Source organism: Thalassotalea euphylliae (assembly GCF_042682785.1).
Classification (GTDB): domain Bacteria; phylum Pseudomonadota; class Gammaproteobacteria; order Enterobacterales; family Alteromonadaceae; genus Thalassotalea_F; species Thalassotalea_F euphylliae.
The window spans coordinates 323,205-338,842 of the sequence record NZ_JBHUIB010000012.1; the positions used below are offsets into that span (position 1 = coordinate 323,205).

12 protein-coding genes are annotated in these 15,638 nt (G+C 43.1%); 7 read left to right on the forward strand and 5 right to left on the reverse strand.

Annotation, left to right across the window (positions count from 1 at the left end; translation table 11 throughout):
• Positions 1-12 precede the first annotated feature (12 nt).
• Positions 13-1,020, reverse strand: a complete 1,008-nt coding sequence (locus tag ACFSJY_RS15945) for an aspartate carbamoyltransferase (RefSeq protein WP_386036484.1) — start codon at positions 1,018-1,020, stop codon at positions 13-15.
• A 130-nt stretch (positions 1,021-1,150) separates the two neighbouring features.
• On the opposite strand from ACFSJY_RS15945, the gene ACFSJY_RS15950 reads away from it, so the two are divergent.
• On the forward strand, positions 1,151-2,020 hold the full coding sequence (locus tag ACFSJY_RS15950) for a hypothetical protein (protein ID WP_386036487.1): 870 nt from the start codon (positions 1,151-1,153) through the stop codon (positions 2,018-2,020).
• 23 nt (positions 2,021-2,043) lie between these two features.
• On the opposite strand, the gene ACFSJY_RS15955 is transcribed toward ACFSJY_RS15950, so the two are convergent.
• Positions 2,044-2,475, reverse strand: coding sequence for a CopD family protein (locus ACFSJY_RS15955; protein WP_386036490.1), 432 nt, complete (start codon positions 2,473-2,475; stop codon positions 2,044-2,046).
• On the reverse strand, positions 2,475-4,172 hold the full coding sequence (locus ACFSJY_RS15960) for a chloride channel protein (RefSeq protein WP_386036493.1): 1,698 nt from the start codon (positions 4,170-4,172) through the stop codon (positions 2,475-2,477). Before ACFSJY_RS15960 ends, ACFSJY_RS15955 begins: the two co-directional genes overlap by 1 nt.
• Before the next feature lie 49 nt (positions 4,173-4,221).
• On the opposite strand from ACFSJY_RS15960, the gene ACFSJY_RS15965 reads away from it, so the two are divergent.
• The 4 genes from ACFSJY_RS15965 (at position 4,222) to ACFSJY_RS15980 (ending at position 9,896) form a co-directional block, all read left to right on the forward strand.
• Entirely contained in the window at positions 4,222-4,956 is a 735-nt protein-coding gene (locus ACFSJY_RS15965; protein ID WP_386036496.1) for a DUF6776 family protein, read from the forward strand.
• A 106-nt stretch (positions 4,957-5,062) separates the two neighbouring features.
• Positions 5,063-5,404 (forward strand): iron-sulfur cluster insertion protein ErpA, encoded by a 342-nt coding sequence (gene erpA / locus ACFSJY_RS15970; RefSeq protein ID WP_386036499.1) that lies wholly within the window; start codon positions 5,063-5,065, stop codon positions 5,402-5,404.
• A 253-nt stretch (positions 5,405-5,657) separates the two neighbouring features.
• Positions 5,658-6,752 (forward strand): efflux RND transporter periplasmic adaptor subunit, encoded by a 1,095-nt coding sequence (locus ACFSJY_RS15975; protein WP_386036502.1) that lies wholly within the window; start codon positions 5,658-5,660, stop codon positions 6,750-6,752.
• A 3-nt stretch (positions 6,753-6,755) separates the two neighbouring features.
• Positions 6,756-9,896, forward strand: coding sequence for an efflux RND transporter permease subunit (locus ACFSJY_RS15980; RefSeq protein WP_386036505.1), 3,141 nt, complete (start codon positions 6,756-6,758; stop codon positions 9,894-9,896).
• Positions 9,897-9,967: 71 nt separating this feature from the next.
• Here the strand turns inward: ACFSJY_RS15980 and ACFSJY_RS15985 are convergent, their stop codons facing one another.
• The gene (locus ACFSJY_RS15985) at positions 9,968-11,161 is read right to left on the reverse strand and encodes an HD-GYP domain-containing protein (protein ID WP_386036508.1); all 1,194 of its coding nucleotides are present in this window, start codon (positions 11,159-11,161) and stop codon (positions 9,968-9,970) included.
• A 147-nt stretch (positions 11,162-11,308) separates the two neighbouring features.
• A complete protein-coding gene (locus ACFSJY_RS15990; protein WP_386036511.1) occupies positions 11,309-12,325 on the reverse strand; it encodes a DUF484 family protein in 1,017 nt (338 codons plus the stop codon).
• Positions 12,326-12,533: 208 nt separating this feature from the next.
• Here ACFSJY_RS15990 and ACFSJY_RS15995 point away from each other — a divergent pair, with 208 nt between their 5' ends.
• Together ACFSJY_RS15995 and rnr are read left to right on the forward strand one after the other, a co-directional pair.
• Complete coding sequence (locus ACFSJY_RS15995) at positions 12,534-13,148, forward strand: tetratricopeptide repeat protein (RefSeq protein WP_386036514.1); 615 nt, start codon at positions 12,534-12,536, stop codon at positions 13,146-13,148.
• 64 nt (positions 13,149-13,212) lie between these two features.
• Positions 13,213-15,627 carry a ribonuclease R gene (gene rnr, locus ACFSJY_RS16000; protein ID WP_386036517.1) on the forward strand — a complete coding sequence of 805 codons (2,415 nt, stop codon included), beginning with the start codon at positions 13,213-13,215 and terminating at the stop codon, positions 15,625-15,627.
• Positions 15,628-15,638: the final 11 nt, after the last annotated feature.

Sequence of the window (15,638 nt, forward strand, 5' to 3'; positions counted from 1 at the left end):
ATTGCTCTCTAATTATTTGTTTGTAGCCCAAGTGATAGGCTTCTCGTAATCGGTTAATTTGTCTTCTACGCCTAGTGCAAGAGCAAATAATGCCATACGCACTAGCACGCCATTTTGTGCTTGGCGGAAAATAGCTAGGTTGTCCAAGTCATTTAAATCAACATCTAGCTCATTGGCTTCTGGGCGTGAGTCGCGTGGTAGTGGGTGCATGATAACCGTGTGATCTTTACAGTATTGTTCATACACTTGCTTGTTTAAGCTGAAGTGCCCACGGTATAAATTAGCTTCTTCTTTGCTTGCAAAACGTTCTTGCTGAATGCGTGTTTGGTAAATAACATCGCATGCCAAGTTACCGGCGATTTTGTCGGTGAGTACGACTTTGTGACCAGCGTTTTCAAGCGTACTAATGACATTGTCAGGCATCTGAAGCGCATCCGGCGCCACCATAGTCACCTTAACGTTGTTATAGAGGCTAAGTAGCTTAGACAAGGAATGTACGGTGCGTCCATGTTTAAGATCACCCATTAGAACAACGTCAAGGTTGTCGATGCCTTTTTCAAAGCGAGACATCTCTGAACGAATCGTAAATAAATCTAATAATGCTTGGGTAGGGTGTTCGTTAGCACCATCACCACCATTAATCACAGGTACTGTAGAACCTTCTGCAAACTTTGCGACCGAATGCATTTGTGGATGACGCATAGCAATAATGTCAGAGTAGCCACTTATTACCTGTGCCGTATCGTACAGTGATTCGCCTTTACTTAACGAAGAGTTCTCTTCACCAACAGTTTCGCGTACAAAGCCCCCTAATAAATTGAAGGCACAACCAAAACTGACGCGGGTACGCGTGCTTGGTTCAAAAAATAGATTGTTTAGAATGGCGCCATCGAGCACATGACATCGCTTTTGGCGTGATGCGTAAGGCATCATTTGCGCAGCCACATCCAATATTTTAGCAATTGATTCTCGGTCAAATTGCGACACAGAAAGAATGTGGTTACCTTGAAATTTAATCATATTGACGACCAGAATTTGTAGGGTGTTCGGTTCAAAAATATCCGCGCGAATATAGCATAATTAAGATGTGAAATGAATGTGTTTGACGAGTGCGCTGTACATCAAATACATCGTCATCTATGGTTAGAGTATGATGCGCGTATTCTTATTGTTTATCAGTTTCTTCGGCTTCTTCCTTTCTGCCGCCGAGATCAAAGCAACACAGGTTGTTCGATACAACATATCGTTAAATTTTACTGACAATAAGCAGTCGTACTACATCGATTTGCTTGATCTTGCGATGAAAAATACGGTAGATGAATATGGTCCCTATCGGTTAGAAGCTGTGGTGGTCGAAATGCCGTTGGGACGAACGGCTATTATGGTTGAAAAACAAGATGTGATTGATATCACTTGGCAGATGACGTCTCGGCAACTAGAGCAGAAGCTTGGCACTGTGTATTGGCCGCTGTTAAAAGGAATGATGGGCCATCGCATTTTTATCATTAACAAAGGTGATCAACCCAAGTTTCCTGCCGACATGAGTGAAGAGCAGTTAAAAGAACTCGTTGCTGGACAAGGTAATGATTGGCCGGATGCGAAAATAATGGAGCATAATGGATATCGGGTGACTACCAGCCCAGCCATGGCCATTCTCAATATGCTAGAAAAGCGAAGACTGGATTATTTTCCGAGGGCAATTCATGAACCGTGGACTGAAATAGCGCAACGTAACGCATTTCGGGTCGAGCAGCACATATTGTTGAAGTACCCAGCGCCAATGTTCTTTTTTGTGAAAAAAGAAAATACTGAACTCCAACAACGATTATCGCTCGGTTTAGAGCGTGCATATCAAAATGGCGACATAGATCGCTTATTTGCAACACACCCGATTACCAGTGAAATAATGGAGCGCGCCCAGCTCGAGAAACGGCAAGTGTTTGAATTGGAAAACCCGTTACTGAGCGAGAATGCAAATGCTGCAATGGCACGTATTGGGTACTACGGTGCCAACCAGTAGCTAGCACCGCAAATCAAAAATACTTACATTGGTTTTACATAGGCTAAAATAACCACCGCAAATAAAATAAGCACTGGAACCTCATTAAATATGCGATAAAATTTCGGGCTTCTCGTATTTTTATCCTGTTGAAACACGCGCAACAACTTAAAACAATAGATATGATAGCCAACCAAAATAATCACTAAGGTTAGCTTGTAATGCAGCCATTTAGCGGCTGCAAACCATTCTTTGCCGTATGCCATTATCAGCGCTAATCCAAACGCAATCGTCAACAAAGCAAATGGCGTAACGAAATAAAGGAGGCGTCGTTCCATGCCTTTTAAACGTTCTATAACCGCTGGCTCATCGGTTTCAGCATGATTAACGAAAAGGCGAGGGAGATAAAAAATGCCAGCAAACCAAGCCACCATAAAAATAACATGAAAGGCTTTTAACCAAAGAATTGTAGCCATTAGTGAATTTTTCCTTCTAAAAGGTAATGTCTAATCTGTTCAAACGAAATGATACCTAGAATTTGATCAGGTGATTTATCAAAAACGTACACGGCGCCGCAACGTTGTTCTTTTAATGACCAATAGGCCTCTGCTAGGGTATCACGACTAGAAATCGCGATGAGCTTATGTTGGCGGTATTTTTTCGGGCCACTTTCTCTTTCTATTGCTTCATTCCAGTAATAATCACCATCCTTCTCCATCACGAGAAAATCATCACTACCGGCGAAATTTTCAAAAAATTCTTCTGATTTATCCGCAGTAAATACTGCGATATTGGTGCGCATTGCGCCTAAAACGCCAATTCGATGCAATGAATCTTCTAAAGGGGGTTTGCGATAAGCCAGCTTTTGCATATTAAGCTGCATGATAAACACTGAACGATTTTTGAAAAACTGCCCTGAACTTAAACATGATGCAGAAATCACGAGCATTGCTGGCACAATGATATTTAGCTGCCCGGATAACTCGACCACGGCTAGCAGTGCAGCTAACGGTGCATTAAGTGTCGCTGCCATAAAGCCCGCCATCCCCATAAGTGCAAAATCGCTGGTCATTTGAATATTGAAACCTTCCACACCAATCATACCTGCCATGGCAGCACCTGCGACGGCACCAATACCTAAAATTGGCCCAATGATTCCGCCAGGAACACCCAGGCCAATTGCAGTAATCGTCAGTAGACATTTCGCTATCAACAGCCCTAGCAGCAGCGTTGTATGAGAGTTATTTCCCATAATGAAGTTGATAGCAGCCAAATCAGTGCCCATCGCATGTGGAATCAACGTGCCGATAACGCCTGTAATAGTACCAGCGATGACAAAACGCTTGATGATATGTAAATGCTGAAAGTATTTAATGATTTCAACTAAGTAGCGGTTAAATAACGATGCGATAGCACCAAGAGCTACACCAAGTGCTACCACCCAAGCGTACTGTGTGTAATCTAATGCAATAGCAGTAGTAAACTCAAAATCATGAGCCGGACCAAACACTGCACTAGTGACCATGGAACCAACAATAGCGGCAAGCATTATCGGAATAAACATATGGACTTTGTATTCCCGCAAAATAACTTCCATGACGAAGATAACTGCTGCAATAGGTGTGTTAAAACAAGCAGCAATGCCCGCCGCTACGCCGCAAGCAGATAGCGTACGGATAGCGTTGTATGGGAGTTGTAGTTTGCTTGCAATAAGTCCGCTACATGCCGCACCTAAGTGCACGGCAGGACCCTCTTTCCCGACTGAAAAGCCACTTGCTAGGGCGACTACGCCACCGAAAAATTGATTTATAGTATTTCTAAATGGGATGACGCCATAAGCGACTTTAAGCCGGTGCAATACAAAAGGGATGCCAGTGCGCGTGTACTGATACCCGGTAATCCAGGCGATAGAGAGGATACACAATGCACCTAAAATGGGTAATAGAAAACGACTTAACTCGTTTAAACTGGTATAGTGCTGCTCATTGCCCAATATGAGCGTTTGTAATGCGCTGATGGCAGAAAGAAATAAAACAATAAGCACAGACGAGATGCCGCCGCCAATGATGGCAAGTAAACAAAGCTGCCAAGATGTGCGAGGCATGGCGAGTTTAATGCGGGTAGCTAAATCAAAGTTAGCGACCATGTCTGAGAAAAACGTTTTATTTATCAACGTGGTAAATATTTTTTAGTTGTCGTTATTTTTTAATAATACTTTATAAATGAATTGGTTAGCAAAAATAAATCTGGTTGTAGTAGTAAAACGACTAGGTGCTTTTAAGTCTGCACTACTGTTGTTTTCAACCATAGGCCTTTGTCTATTTGTTGGTTACCGTTTAGGTAACTATTTTGAGGTGATGCAAAGGCAAACGATTGAACAGCAAAAAGTTCGTTTAGATAACCTTTATGCGATGCAAAATGAACAGCTTAAGCGTATTCATACTTTAGAGGTTGAAATTGAGGTTGAGCGGCTCGCCAACCAGAAAGCACAAAAGACCATCAAAGAGATGGAAGTTGAGCACTATGAAGTAGAAAAAGCACTCGCCTTCTACGAAAAAGTAATGGCGCCAGAGAAACAAGCCAATGGTCTAGTGGTTGAGGAAGTCGCTATACAAGCGACAGAGAGTGCCAACCATTATCGCTTTTTTGTCACCTTAATACAGCAAGAGACTAAGCGTCGTTTTACTCAAGGACATATTTCGTTTTCTATTATTGGCAGTAAAAACAATAAACCGATGACCGTAAAGTTGTCAGACATCAGCGAACTGACTAAAAAAGAATTGGCGTTCAAACTAAAATACTTTCAACGTTTAGAGGGCGAATTTACGTTACCGGAAGATTTTGTTCCTGAACGTTTAGTGTTGGAAGCTGTCCAAGTTAAAAATCGCAAGCAGAAGTTTAACGAGATTAATCAAGAGTATGCGTGGCGTGATATTTTGCCGTCAGCCTCTTCTTAGCCTAATTTGTAATGATTAATCGCGCTAAGCGCTAGACAAATACTTGATCAAATCACTCAGGTTTACGATAATTCGCACCTAATTTTTTCTGGAGTAGTTGAGCATCATGTCAAATCCTGAATTACCGATTCAATTTACAGACGCCGCAGCATCTAAAGTGCTTGCTTTAGTGACTGAGGAAGAAAACCCAAGCCTTATGCTTCGCGTTTACGTAACAGGTGGCGGCTGCTCTGGTTTTCAATACGGTTTTACCTTTGACGAAAAAGTGAATGAAGGTGATATGACGATTGAAAAGCAAGGGGTGTCGATGGTTATCGACCCGATGAGTTTGCAGTATCTCGTTGGTGGTGAAGTTGACTATCTTGAAGGTTTAGAAGGCAGTCGCTTTATTGTGACCAACCCGAACGCAACAACAACATGTGGTTGTGGATCGTCATTTTCTATTTAACTGACATATCATCATAACGAATTTTTTAAAGCCCGCTAATTAGCGGGCTTTTTTGTGGCAATCTTGCGGGAGCGTTCTAGCACCGTGGTCTTTGTTTGTATGAAATGCGTGTATTCATGAGATATTTGCACTAAATAAACGTTATTTCTTGGCCTTACGTTAACATTTTGTAGCATCCTGTTTTTTGAACCACAACAGTCGTTCATGTAAACTAGGTAGTATACTTTTAAAAATTAATATAATGAGTACATTAATGTTCAATAAGAACTGGTTGGCACAGCGTCCTTACATCATTGCTGTAACAATAGCGATTGTATTAGTTGCGTGGATGCTATCAGGTGGTGAAAAAGCGCCGCAACAAACGAAATCGGCGGAAGACGTTAATTATGAAATTCCTGTGCCTAAGGTGCGCGTAGAGTCTATGCTTGCTCAGCCTGTTCATAACACCGTTGAGTTATATGGCCGTACGGAACCTGATCGTGTGACCACGCTCAAAGCTGAGGTCCCGGGTAAAATTGTTGAGGTGCTGGCAAAACGTGGAGCGCGTGTAAGTAAAGGCGATATTATCGCTCGTATCGACATTAAAGATTTAGAGTCTAGGTTATTACGCAGCAAAGCATTGCTCGCTCAACGGGAGCTCGAATACGAAGGCGCATTGCGTTTGAATAAGGATGGTTATCAGGGGGCTGTTCAATTGTCACGAGCAGAAGCTGATTTAGTGGCAGTTAAAGCGGAAATTAAACGCTTAGAAATTGATATTGCCAATACCATTATCAAGGCGCCATTCGATGGCGTGATGAACACTCGTTATGTCGAGCAAGGCGACTATGTGAAAGATGGCGATCAAATAGCGATGATTGCTGATTTAGACCCGCTTGTTGTTCGTGCGCATGTCACAGAAAACCAAATATCTAATCTGAACGTTGGGCAAAATGCGAAAATTAAGCTGCTAAATGACCAACGTGCCGAAGGTACTATCCGTTACATTGCAAGCGTTGCTGACGATGCGACCAATACTTTTAAAATAGAGGTCGCTATTGAAAACGCTGCCTATGGCATGCTTGCGGGGTTGAGCGGTGAAGTTGAAATTGCGATGGAAGAGGTTGCAGCCATTAAAGTATCGCCTGCGTTATTAGCGCTTGATGAAGACGGAAATGTTGGCGTTAAAACGGTTGTTGATAATCATGTGAAATTTACCGGTATTAACATCGTCAAAAGTGAAAGCGATGGTGTGTGGCTGTCGGGCTTGGGTGACAAAGTTGACTTAATTACACTTGGACAGGGCTTCGTTCGCGCGGGTGATCAAGTGGAAGCGGTATTCGACACCAACCAAGGAAACAAGGGCTAATTCATGTTATCAATGATAGATGCCGCATTAACACGCACCCGTTCGGTGCTAATGGTTTTCCTCCTGTTATTGATTTCAGGCGCCATTACGTATGCCAATATTGCCAAAGAGTCTAATCCTGACGTAACTATTCCAGTCATCTACGTCTCTATGGTTCATGACGGTATTTCACCTGAAGATGCAGAACGGATGCTTGTCCGCCCAATGGAGAATGAGCTTAAATCCATTGCAGGCGTGAAGGAAATGAAGTCGAATGCTGGCGAAGGGCATGCTTCGGTCACACTTGAGTTTGTTGCAGGTTTTGATCCCAAAGAAGCGTTAGCTGATGTGCGCGATAAAGTCACCTTAGCGAAAGCGAAACTACCATCAGAAACTGAAGAGCCTGAAGTACATGAAGTGACAATGTCTGATGAGCAACCGGCTGTAACCGTAATAATTTCCGGTCCAGTCACTGAGCGTGGCCTTGTCACATTAGCGCGTGATTTACGCGACCGCCTAGAAGGTCTTCAAGAAGTTCTGGAAGTAGAAATAGGTGGTGACCGTGAAGACATGGTGGAAATCATCGTAGATCCCCTGCTGATGGAAAGCTACGGACTTGATCAAAACGATATATTTAATCTTGTTGAGCGGAATAACCGTCTAGTACCTGCAGGTACAATGGATACAGGTAAAGGTCGTTTTGCCGTTAAAGTGCCGTCGGTATTTGAAACGATTCAAGACTTACTGGAGCTGCCGATAAAAGTCGATGGCGATAAGGTGATTACCTTCCAAGATGTCTCTACCGTCAGGCGCTCGTACAAAGATCCAACATCATTTGCACGTCTAAATGGAAATCGCTCAGTTTCGCTTGAAGTGAAAAAGCGCGCAGGCGAAAACATTATAGAAACGATTGAAAAAGTAAAAGCTTTAGTCAGTAAAAGCCAAGAAAAGTGGCCGAATCAAGTTTCAGTGGATTATGTTGGCGACCAGTCTATCGAAGTAAAAGATACGTTAAACGACCTACAAAATAACGTTTTTTCTGCAGTGTTGTTGGTGGTCATTGTTGTAATTGCAGCGTTAGGAACACGCAGTGCAATGCTGGTCGGCATTGCAATTCCAGGCGCCTTTTTAACCGGTATATTGGTCATCGCGATGGCTGGCCTAACCGTAAACATTGTTGTGTTGTTTGGCTTAATTATGGCTGTAGGCATGTTGGTTGATGGCGCAATCGTTGTCACTGAGTTTGCTGATCGCCAGATGAGTGAAGGTGTCGAGCGCAAAAAAGCGTATGGTTTAGCTGCGCGTCGAATGGCTTGGCCAATCATTGCTTCTACAGCAACCACTTTAGCTGCATTCGCTCCTCTTATGTTCTGGCCTGGGATGATGGGTGAGTTCATGAAATATTTGCCATTCACCCTGATTGCAGTATTAACGGCATCATTAGCCATGGCGCTTATTTTTGTGCCCACAATCGGTGCTGTATTCGGAAAATCTCGTGTTGTTAGCGCAGAAGAAAAAGCGCAAATGTTAGAAGCCGAAGAAGGTGACTTAACGAAACTAAAAGGTTTTACTGGTACTTATGTACGTGCGCTTTCATCAGCCATCAGAAATCCAGTAAAAGTGCTTATCAGTACGATAGGTATAGCCTTTCTTGTAATGTGGGGCTACGGCCAATCTGGTTTAGGCTCTATTTTCTTCCCTGATGTGGAGCCGACGAGCTCAACTATTGTTGTGCGATCGCATGGTGATTTGTCTATTCATGAGAAAGACGCAATTATGCGCGAAATTGAGCGACGTGTGCTGCCAATCTCAGACATTAAAACACTTTATACCCGCACGGGTGGCAATGACATTGTTGGCCAGTTCCAAGTAAACTTTGAAGATTGGCAGGAAAGACGGCCAGCAGATCAAGTGATCAAAGATATTGAATCACGCACCGCGTCACTTGCTGGTGTTGAGATTGAAGCGCGTAAAAACAGCCCGGGTCCACAAAGTGGTAAAGACCTTATTATTGAAATGAGCTCTCGTTTCCCGGACAAGTTGGATGAAAACGTGAAAATTATCCGTGATGCGCTTGTTGCCAACGGCAATTTCACAAATATCGAAGACTCGGGTTCTAAGCCGGGTATTGAGTGGCAACTTAAAATCGACCGCTCGCTGGCGGCAACTTATGGAGCAGATGCGGCACTGGTTGGCTCGACAGTGCAAATGGTCACGAATGGCTTAAAGCTAGGGGAATATCGTCCTGATGATGTTGATGATGAACTGGATATCCGAGTGCGCTTTCCTGAAGAGAAACGTAGCATTGGCCGCTTAGATGAAATTCGTGTGAAAACACAAGCAGGCTTAGTCCCTGTTGGCAGTTTTGTCGAGCGTACAGCATCACCGAAGGTTGATACGATTAGACGTGTTGATGGTAAGCGAGTGGTCACTATTCAGGCCAACTTAGTGCCTGGTGCTCAGCTAGTGCAAGAATTACCTAAGTTACAAGAACAGCTTCCTTCATTAGGTATAGATCCTTTGGTTGATTTAGCTATCAAGGGCCAAAATGAAGACCAGCAAGAATCGCAAACCTTCTTAGTCAATGCCTTTGGTGTGGCGCTATTTGTGATGGCTATTATCTTGGTGACACAGTTCAATAGCTTTTACCAAGCATTTCTGATTTTGAGCGCAGTCGTGTTTTCAACTGTCGGTGTTTTCCTTGCTTTAATGATAGTGCAGAAGCCATTCGGTATTGTTATGGGCGGTATTGGTGTAATTTCACTTGCTGGTATCGTTGTGAACAACAACATTGTGTTGATTGATACCTACAACGTGCTGCGTCGAGAAGGTTTCCCTATTACTGACGCTATTTTGAGAACGGGTGCACAGCGCCTACGCCCGGTAATGCTAACAACGATTACCACTATTTTAGGCTTAATGCCGATGGTATTGCAGGTCAACTTAGACTTCTTTAATCGCACAGCGGTGTTTGGTGCACCGTCAACACAATGGTGGGCACAGTTAGCAACAGCGGTCGCTGGTGGTTTGGCATTTGCGACAGTGCTGACGCTTGTGTTGACACCGACACTTCTGGCGCTAAGAGATCGCCGAAAAGAGAAGAAGCAAGGGAAAATGAGACGTGTGACTGAAACACCGGTAAACACCATCAGCGATGCAGCATAGCAAGGTTGAACACCGGACATAAAAAAAAGCGCCTTTTCGGCGCTTTTTTTATGTCCGGAGCTAGAATCAGCTTACCCCTGCAGCATGAGAAATTCGACGATTTTATTCATCTCTAAATTGAATTCATTGGCGCGCACACTCTTGACAATAAAATCTTCGTCTTCTGATAAATCAATATCTTCGGCCATGGTGTAGTGTCGGTAATCAATATTGTAAAACGATCGAACTTTGGGGTTGATGGGATCTCGTGGATTTCGCGCTTCCACAATAGCAAGCTTATGAGAATTAAGCTCTACCAGTGAGCCTACGGGGTAAACCCCCATGCACTTGATGAAGCGATTGACTAAACTTGTGTCTAGCTCGCCTGCTTCCCCAAGCTTTCTGAGAATATTAAATGCCTTAACATGGCAATAACCGCTTTTGTATACTCTATCAGCAGTGAGTGCATCAAAAATATCGCAAATAGTGATCATACGGCCGTACTGCGATATATCGTCATTAGCTAATTGGTATGGATAGCCTTTGCCGTTTAATTTCTCATGATGAAGCGCCGCAACTTCTTGGCTGAGTTCAGATATACCAGGCGTGTTCTGAATAATGTCTATCGAGTGATTGACATGAGTTTGCATGATTTTGAACTCTTCAGGCGTCAGCTTTGTCGGTTTATTGAGTATTTCATCCGGTATCCTGATTTTTCCAACGTCATGAAGAAACGCGCCAATACTTAATTCTCTGGCAATTTGCCGATCAAAATTTAAGTGTCGTGCAAATATCGCCATTAAAATAGATACAGAGACCGAATGCTCTAATAAATACTCATCTTTGTTGCGTATATTGAGCACACAAGCCATTGCATCAGGATTTTTGAAAATAGCGTCAACAGTTTGGTCAGTAATCTCTTGAACAGGCTCAATATCTAAGTCTTTACCATTAATGATGTCATACAGATATTGACGTTGTATTTTCTTCGACTGCGAAAATAAGCTTTTAGCTTTCGCGAAATCGAGCGTTAGCGGCTCTGGAAAAGCGGCATCTTGATCATCTTTTCTGAAAATATGATTACCGTCTTCGCCTTTGTGGATACTGATTAAGGTTTTACTGGTATCAATTAATATCGAGCGCACGCCTCGCTTAGCAAGGTGCGATATAACGGCTTGGTTTTTTATATGGCCAGGCTTTTTTAATTGGTATGTGCCATCTTGTTCAACAATATCTACGACGTAGTGGCCAGGGGCTAATTCTTTTATTGGTTTTTCTACAATCATAACTGCAAAGACCATCCTTGATTGCATACGTAGCAAGAAAACTAACAATGCTTGTATTAAAGAATAGTCGTAAGACGCTTGATTGCAATCAATAGATCACTAGAGATGTAACATGATTTGTTTTAAACCCATGTTCAGATGAAAAACTTAGTAGCTAAGTTGAAGATTTTTGTGTCGGTAAAGTTGCTCGTCTGCCTTTTTTAACAAACTTTCCATGGTTTGCTTGCCATCGCTTTCTGCAACACCGCAGCTTATGGTGATCGGTAGCGTACGCCCATTAAATGGCATTGGGTTTTCAATGAAAAAGTTGGTCAGACGTTTTGCCGCTTTTAAAGCGTCCTCATGGGTTTGACTCGCCAAGGTAACAACAAATTCATCCCCTGCATAACGGAAACAGCGATCGGTTTCGCGTATCAGTTCTTGTAGCTGTGAAGCTACGTAGGCAAGCACCTGATCACCACAATCATGTCCGTAGGTGTCGTTAACTTGCTTGAACTTATTACAATCGATAAACAGGAGAGAGAAAGGCACACCATAGCGCTTTTGGCGACTTAGCTCTTCAGCAATGGTGAGTTCCATTAAACGACGATTCGCAACGCCAGTTAAACGGTCGTAATTGGCCATGTACTCGAGTTGCTCACGTATCAGGACATTAGACAAACATAAACTTACTTTTACCGCTAACTGCTCCAAATGGAAGGTGCCAAGTTGCGGAGAAAATCTTTCTACATTGCCATCAGTCAGCAGCAAGCTTCCCAGCAACTTGCCTTCTAGCTGAAGCGGGATAAACGCGGCAGAACTTGCCCCATTGAAAAGCTGTTGCGGCAATATGCCGTCAAAAAAGCACAGATCATCAGTTAACAAGGGCTTACTGTTTGGATGTATTTGCGCCAACAAAGTTGCATCAACTTGACGCGTATTGGCTTGGTGCCACTGCGATTGTGAAGCATTACTCAATAGGTAATTTAGCGGCGTAGGGTGGGCAAGTAGTAAGTGAATACTGTTCAAAGAAAATTGATCTTTAATCAGTGTTAGCAGGGTTTGAAGCAATTCTTTGCTTGATGTACAACTTAAAATTTTGGTTTCAATAGCAAAAAGCTTACGGCTAATGGCTTCATTAACACGCGAATTCTCGATTAATTGTTCGAGCTGTGATTGCGACATCTTGAACGTTCCAAACTATTCACTGCACGTTTCATTGTTCAGAAAATTGATCGGTGAAGCAAGACAATTTTGTCTATTTTTTGTCGAAAACTTGGTATTGAATTTGCTGTTTTTATACGACTGTCTGTGAATGCTACATTTGCTTTTTAAACATTTGTGCAGATTCGCCGATATAATAGTAGTTAACCTTGTGTGATGGTCTGGTGATATGCGTTTACTTTTTCTTTCTTTGCTCGTTTGTTTATTGAGTGCGTCGGCACAGGCGCAAAACCTGCGTGCCGTTCAAATTTATGATGACGATGAGCTTCTGGATCTTATCCGAGAAAATAAGCATTTGAGCCAAGTAGTCATTGATGAATGTCAGCTAGTGCAGGATATTGAAGCAAGAGCCATTAAAGCATCACTTCCATCCTATCAGTTTTTGTGGGGAGACATGTTGGCTTATGGCGTCTGTATCAAAAAAGACGTCGAACTTGGATTGCATTATATGCATTTAGCGGCAGATCAAGGACTGCCAGAAGCACTTGAGCAAGTAGGCCGCTATTATCATGTGGGTAAGTTCATGCAAATTGATATCGATAAGGCAATTTATTATTTAAAGGCGGCAGCATCTTCAAATAACTTAAAGGCGCAACTACGTTTGGCAGATCTTTACAATGAAGGTTATGGCAGTCCGCTCGATTTTCCTGCGCTTTATTCTCAATTGCATCATGCAGTCACAGATGACAAGAAAGTCCACAAACGTATTAGTGATTCGCTCACTGACCTTGCAGATAAAATGCCTGAGCATATTGTGGCAAAAGCAAAACAGCTCAAATATTAGATAAAAGGCTCACCAGAAAAGAAAATTTGGGTTTATAATACAAAAAAAATCCAGAGCATTTTGTGTGAGCCAAAACGATCCCCATCAGCAACGCGAAGCAGACAAATACGAAAAACCTGTTGCCAGTCGCGAGCACCTTCTTTCTTTAATCCAACAATCGCATGTTCCACTGACCTTCAGTGCAATTATTAAAAAGCTTCAATACGGCAAAGATGAAGATCGCAAAATTGGTGTCAAAAGACGTTTGCGTGCAATGGAGAATGATGGGCAGATCTCTTTCAATAAATTCAAGCAATACGTCATAGCAGACCCGAATACTAAGTTAACGGGTAAAGTAATCGGCCATCGTGACGGATACGGCTTTTTTGCACCGGATGCTGGTGGTAAAGATTTCTTTATTTCTTCGCATGAAATGCAACGTGTTTTTCATGGTGACGTGGTTGAGGCCATTTTACTTGATAGAACCGATCGTCAGGGGCGTAAAGAAATCAAAATACTGGATGTTATTGAAGCACGTAAAGCAGGGATCGTTGGTCGATTCTTCGTTGAAAATCACATTGCTTTTGTTGTGCCTGATGATGCCCGTATTAACCAAGACATTATGATAGTGCCTGACGGTAAGTTGGGTGCTCGTCATGGCCAAATGGTGGTTGTTGATATTGTTCAGCGACCGTCGAAACGTTCGAATGCAGTCGGCAAGGTTATTGAAGTATTAGGTGACCATATGGCGCCTGGCATGGAAATTCAAATCGCACTTCGTGAGCATGATCTTCCACATCAATGGCCAGAAGCGGTCGATGAGGAAACGGCAAAGCTCGAGGAAGAAGTAGAGGAAAGTGCCAAACAAGGGCGTGTAGATTTAAGAGAATTGCCGCTTGTTACCATTGATGGTGAAGACGCTCGAGACTTTGATGATGCGGTGTATTGTGAGCGCAAAAAGTCGGGTGGCTGGCGACTATGGGTCGCTATAGCTGACGTAAGTTATTACGTTAGGCCAGGTAGTGCGCTCGATGATGAAGCGTTTGCTCGCGGTAACTCTGTATACTTTCCGAGCCAAGTCATTCCCATGCTGCCAGAAAAACTGTCAAACGGCTTATGCTCATTAAACCCCGACGTTGATCGTTTGTGTATGGTCTGTGAAATGACCATCAGTGAAAACGGGAAGCTATCGGGAAGCAAGTTTTACCCAGCAGTAATGCGTTCACATGCGCGCTTCACATACACAAAAGTCGCCGCGATTTTGGATGGAGATGAGACATTACGCGAGCAATACGCTGCACGTGTTTCTGAACTTGAAGAATTACATAAACTGTATACCGCGCTTAACGATGCGCGCTTGCAACGTGGCGCTATCGCCTTCGAGACTGAAGAGTCTCGCTTCATCTTCAACGAAGACAAAAAAATAGAAAGTATTCTTCCATTAGTGCGCAATGATGCTCACAAAATGATTGAAGAATGTATGATTTTGGCTAACGTAGCGACAGCAAAGTTCGTTGAAAAGCATACTATGCCAGGGCTTTTCCGTGTTCATGACAAACCGAGCGAAGAGAAATACAAAAACTTTGTCAGCTATTTAGCTGAATTGGGTATATCAATGCCCATTTCTGAGGATGTTGAACCAAGAGACTACAGTGATGTACTGGGTAAAGTCGCTGAAAGGCCTGATCAAGAATTAATTCAAACTATGTTGCTGCGCTCTATGAGGCAAGCGGTATATCAAAGCGATAACATCGGCCACTTTGGTTTGGCATTGCAGCAATATTCTCACTTTACCTCGCCAATAAGAAGGTATCCTGATTTGGTTATCCATCGGGTGATTAAAGCGGTATTGGAAGGGCAAGAGAATAACCCCGTCAATGATGGTTGCTTTAGTTACAGTGAAGAGCAAGTTGTTGCGCTGGGCGAACACTGCTCAATGACTGAGCGCCGCGCAGATGACGCAACGAGGGATGTTGCCGACTGGCTCAAATGTGAGTACATGCAAGACCATGTGGGTGACGAATTTACCGGTGTTATTTCGACAGTAACTAATTTCGGTCTGTTTGTGCGTTTGTCTGACTTATATATTGAAGGGCTAGTGCACATCACCTCATTAGGGCGAGACTTCTATCATTTTGATGATGTACGCATGTGTCTTAAAGGAGAGAAAACAGGTGCCAGTTATCACATAGGTGACGTGTTAAAAGTACAAGTCGCCTCCGTAAATTTAGATGAGAAGAAAATCGATCTTGTTCTTGCTGGCGACGATGCTGTTATTGAGCGTGCTAAGCCATTACGTGGTAAAGAGCGCGTAGATAAAGGCAAATCAAAAGCAAAAGGTAAGGGAAAAGGGCGCGGCGGTGTAAGTTACTCGCCAGGCAAGTCGGCAAACAAAAAAGGCTCACAGAAGGCGTCTAAAAACGAAAAGTCGAAAGTTAAAAAGCGCAAAGCAAGAAAGTCTAGACCAGGAAAGAATGCGCGCAAACGCACTAAAAGTTAATAGGTAAAGGT

Excerpts from the sequence above, each read along its gene's own strand:
- ACFSJY_RS15945 (WP_386036484.1), bottom strand. The coding sequence starts at position 1,020 with ATGATTAAATTTCAAGGTAACCACATTCTTTCTGTGTCGCAATTTGAC.
- ACFSJY_RS15950 (WP_386036487.1), top strand. The coding sequence starts at position 1,151 with ATGATGCGCGTATTCTTATTGTTTATCAGTTTCTTCGGCTTCTTCCTT.
- ACFSJY_RS15955 (WP_386036490.1), bottom strand. The coding sequence starts at position 2,475 with ATGGCTACAATTCTTTGGTTAAAAGCCTTTCATGTTATTTTTATGGTG.
- ACFSJY_RS15965 (WP_386036496.1), top strand. The coding sequence starts at position 4,222 with ATGAATTGGTTAGCAAAAATAAATCTGGTTGTAGTAGTAAAACGACTA.
- erpA (WP_386036499.1), top strand. The coding sequence starts at position 5,063 with ATGTCAAATCCTGAATTACCGATTCAATTTACAGACGCCGCAGCATCT.
- ACFSJY_RS15975 (WP_386036502.1), top strand. The coding sequence starts at position 5,658 with ATGTTCAATAAGAACTGGTTGGCACAGCGTCCTTACATCATTGCTGTA.
- ACFSJY_RS15980 (WP_386036505.1), top strand. The coding sequence starts at position 6,756 with ATGTTATCAATGATAGATGCCGCATTAACACGCACCCGTTCGGTGCTA.
- ACFSJY_RS15985 (WP_386036508.1), bottom strand. The coding sequence starts at position 11,161 with ATGATTGTAGAAAAACCAATAAAAGAATTAGCCCCTGGCCACTACGTC.
- ACFSJY_RS15990 (WP_386036511.1), bottom strand. The coding sequence starts at position 12,325 with ATGTCGCAATCACAGCTCGAACAATTAATCGAGAATTCGCGTGTTAAT.
- ACFSJY_RS15995 (WP_386036514.1), top strand. The coding sequence starts at position 12,534 with ATGCGTTTACTTTTTCTTTCTTTGCTCGTTTGTTTATTGAGTGCGTCG.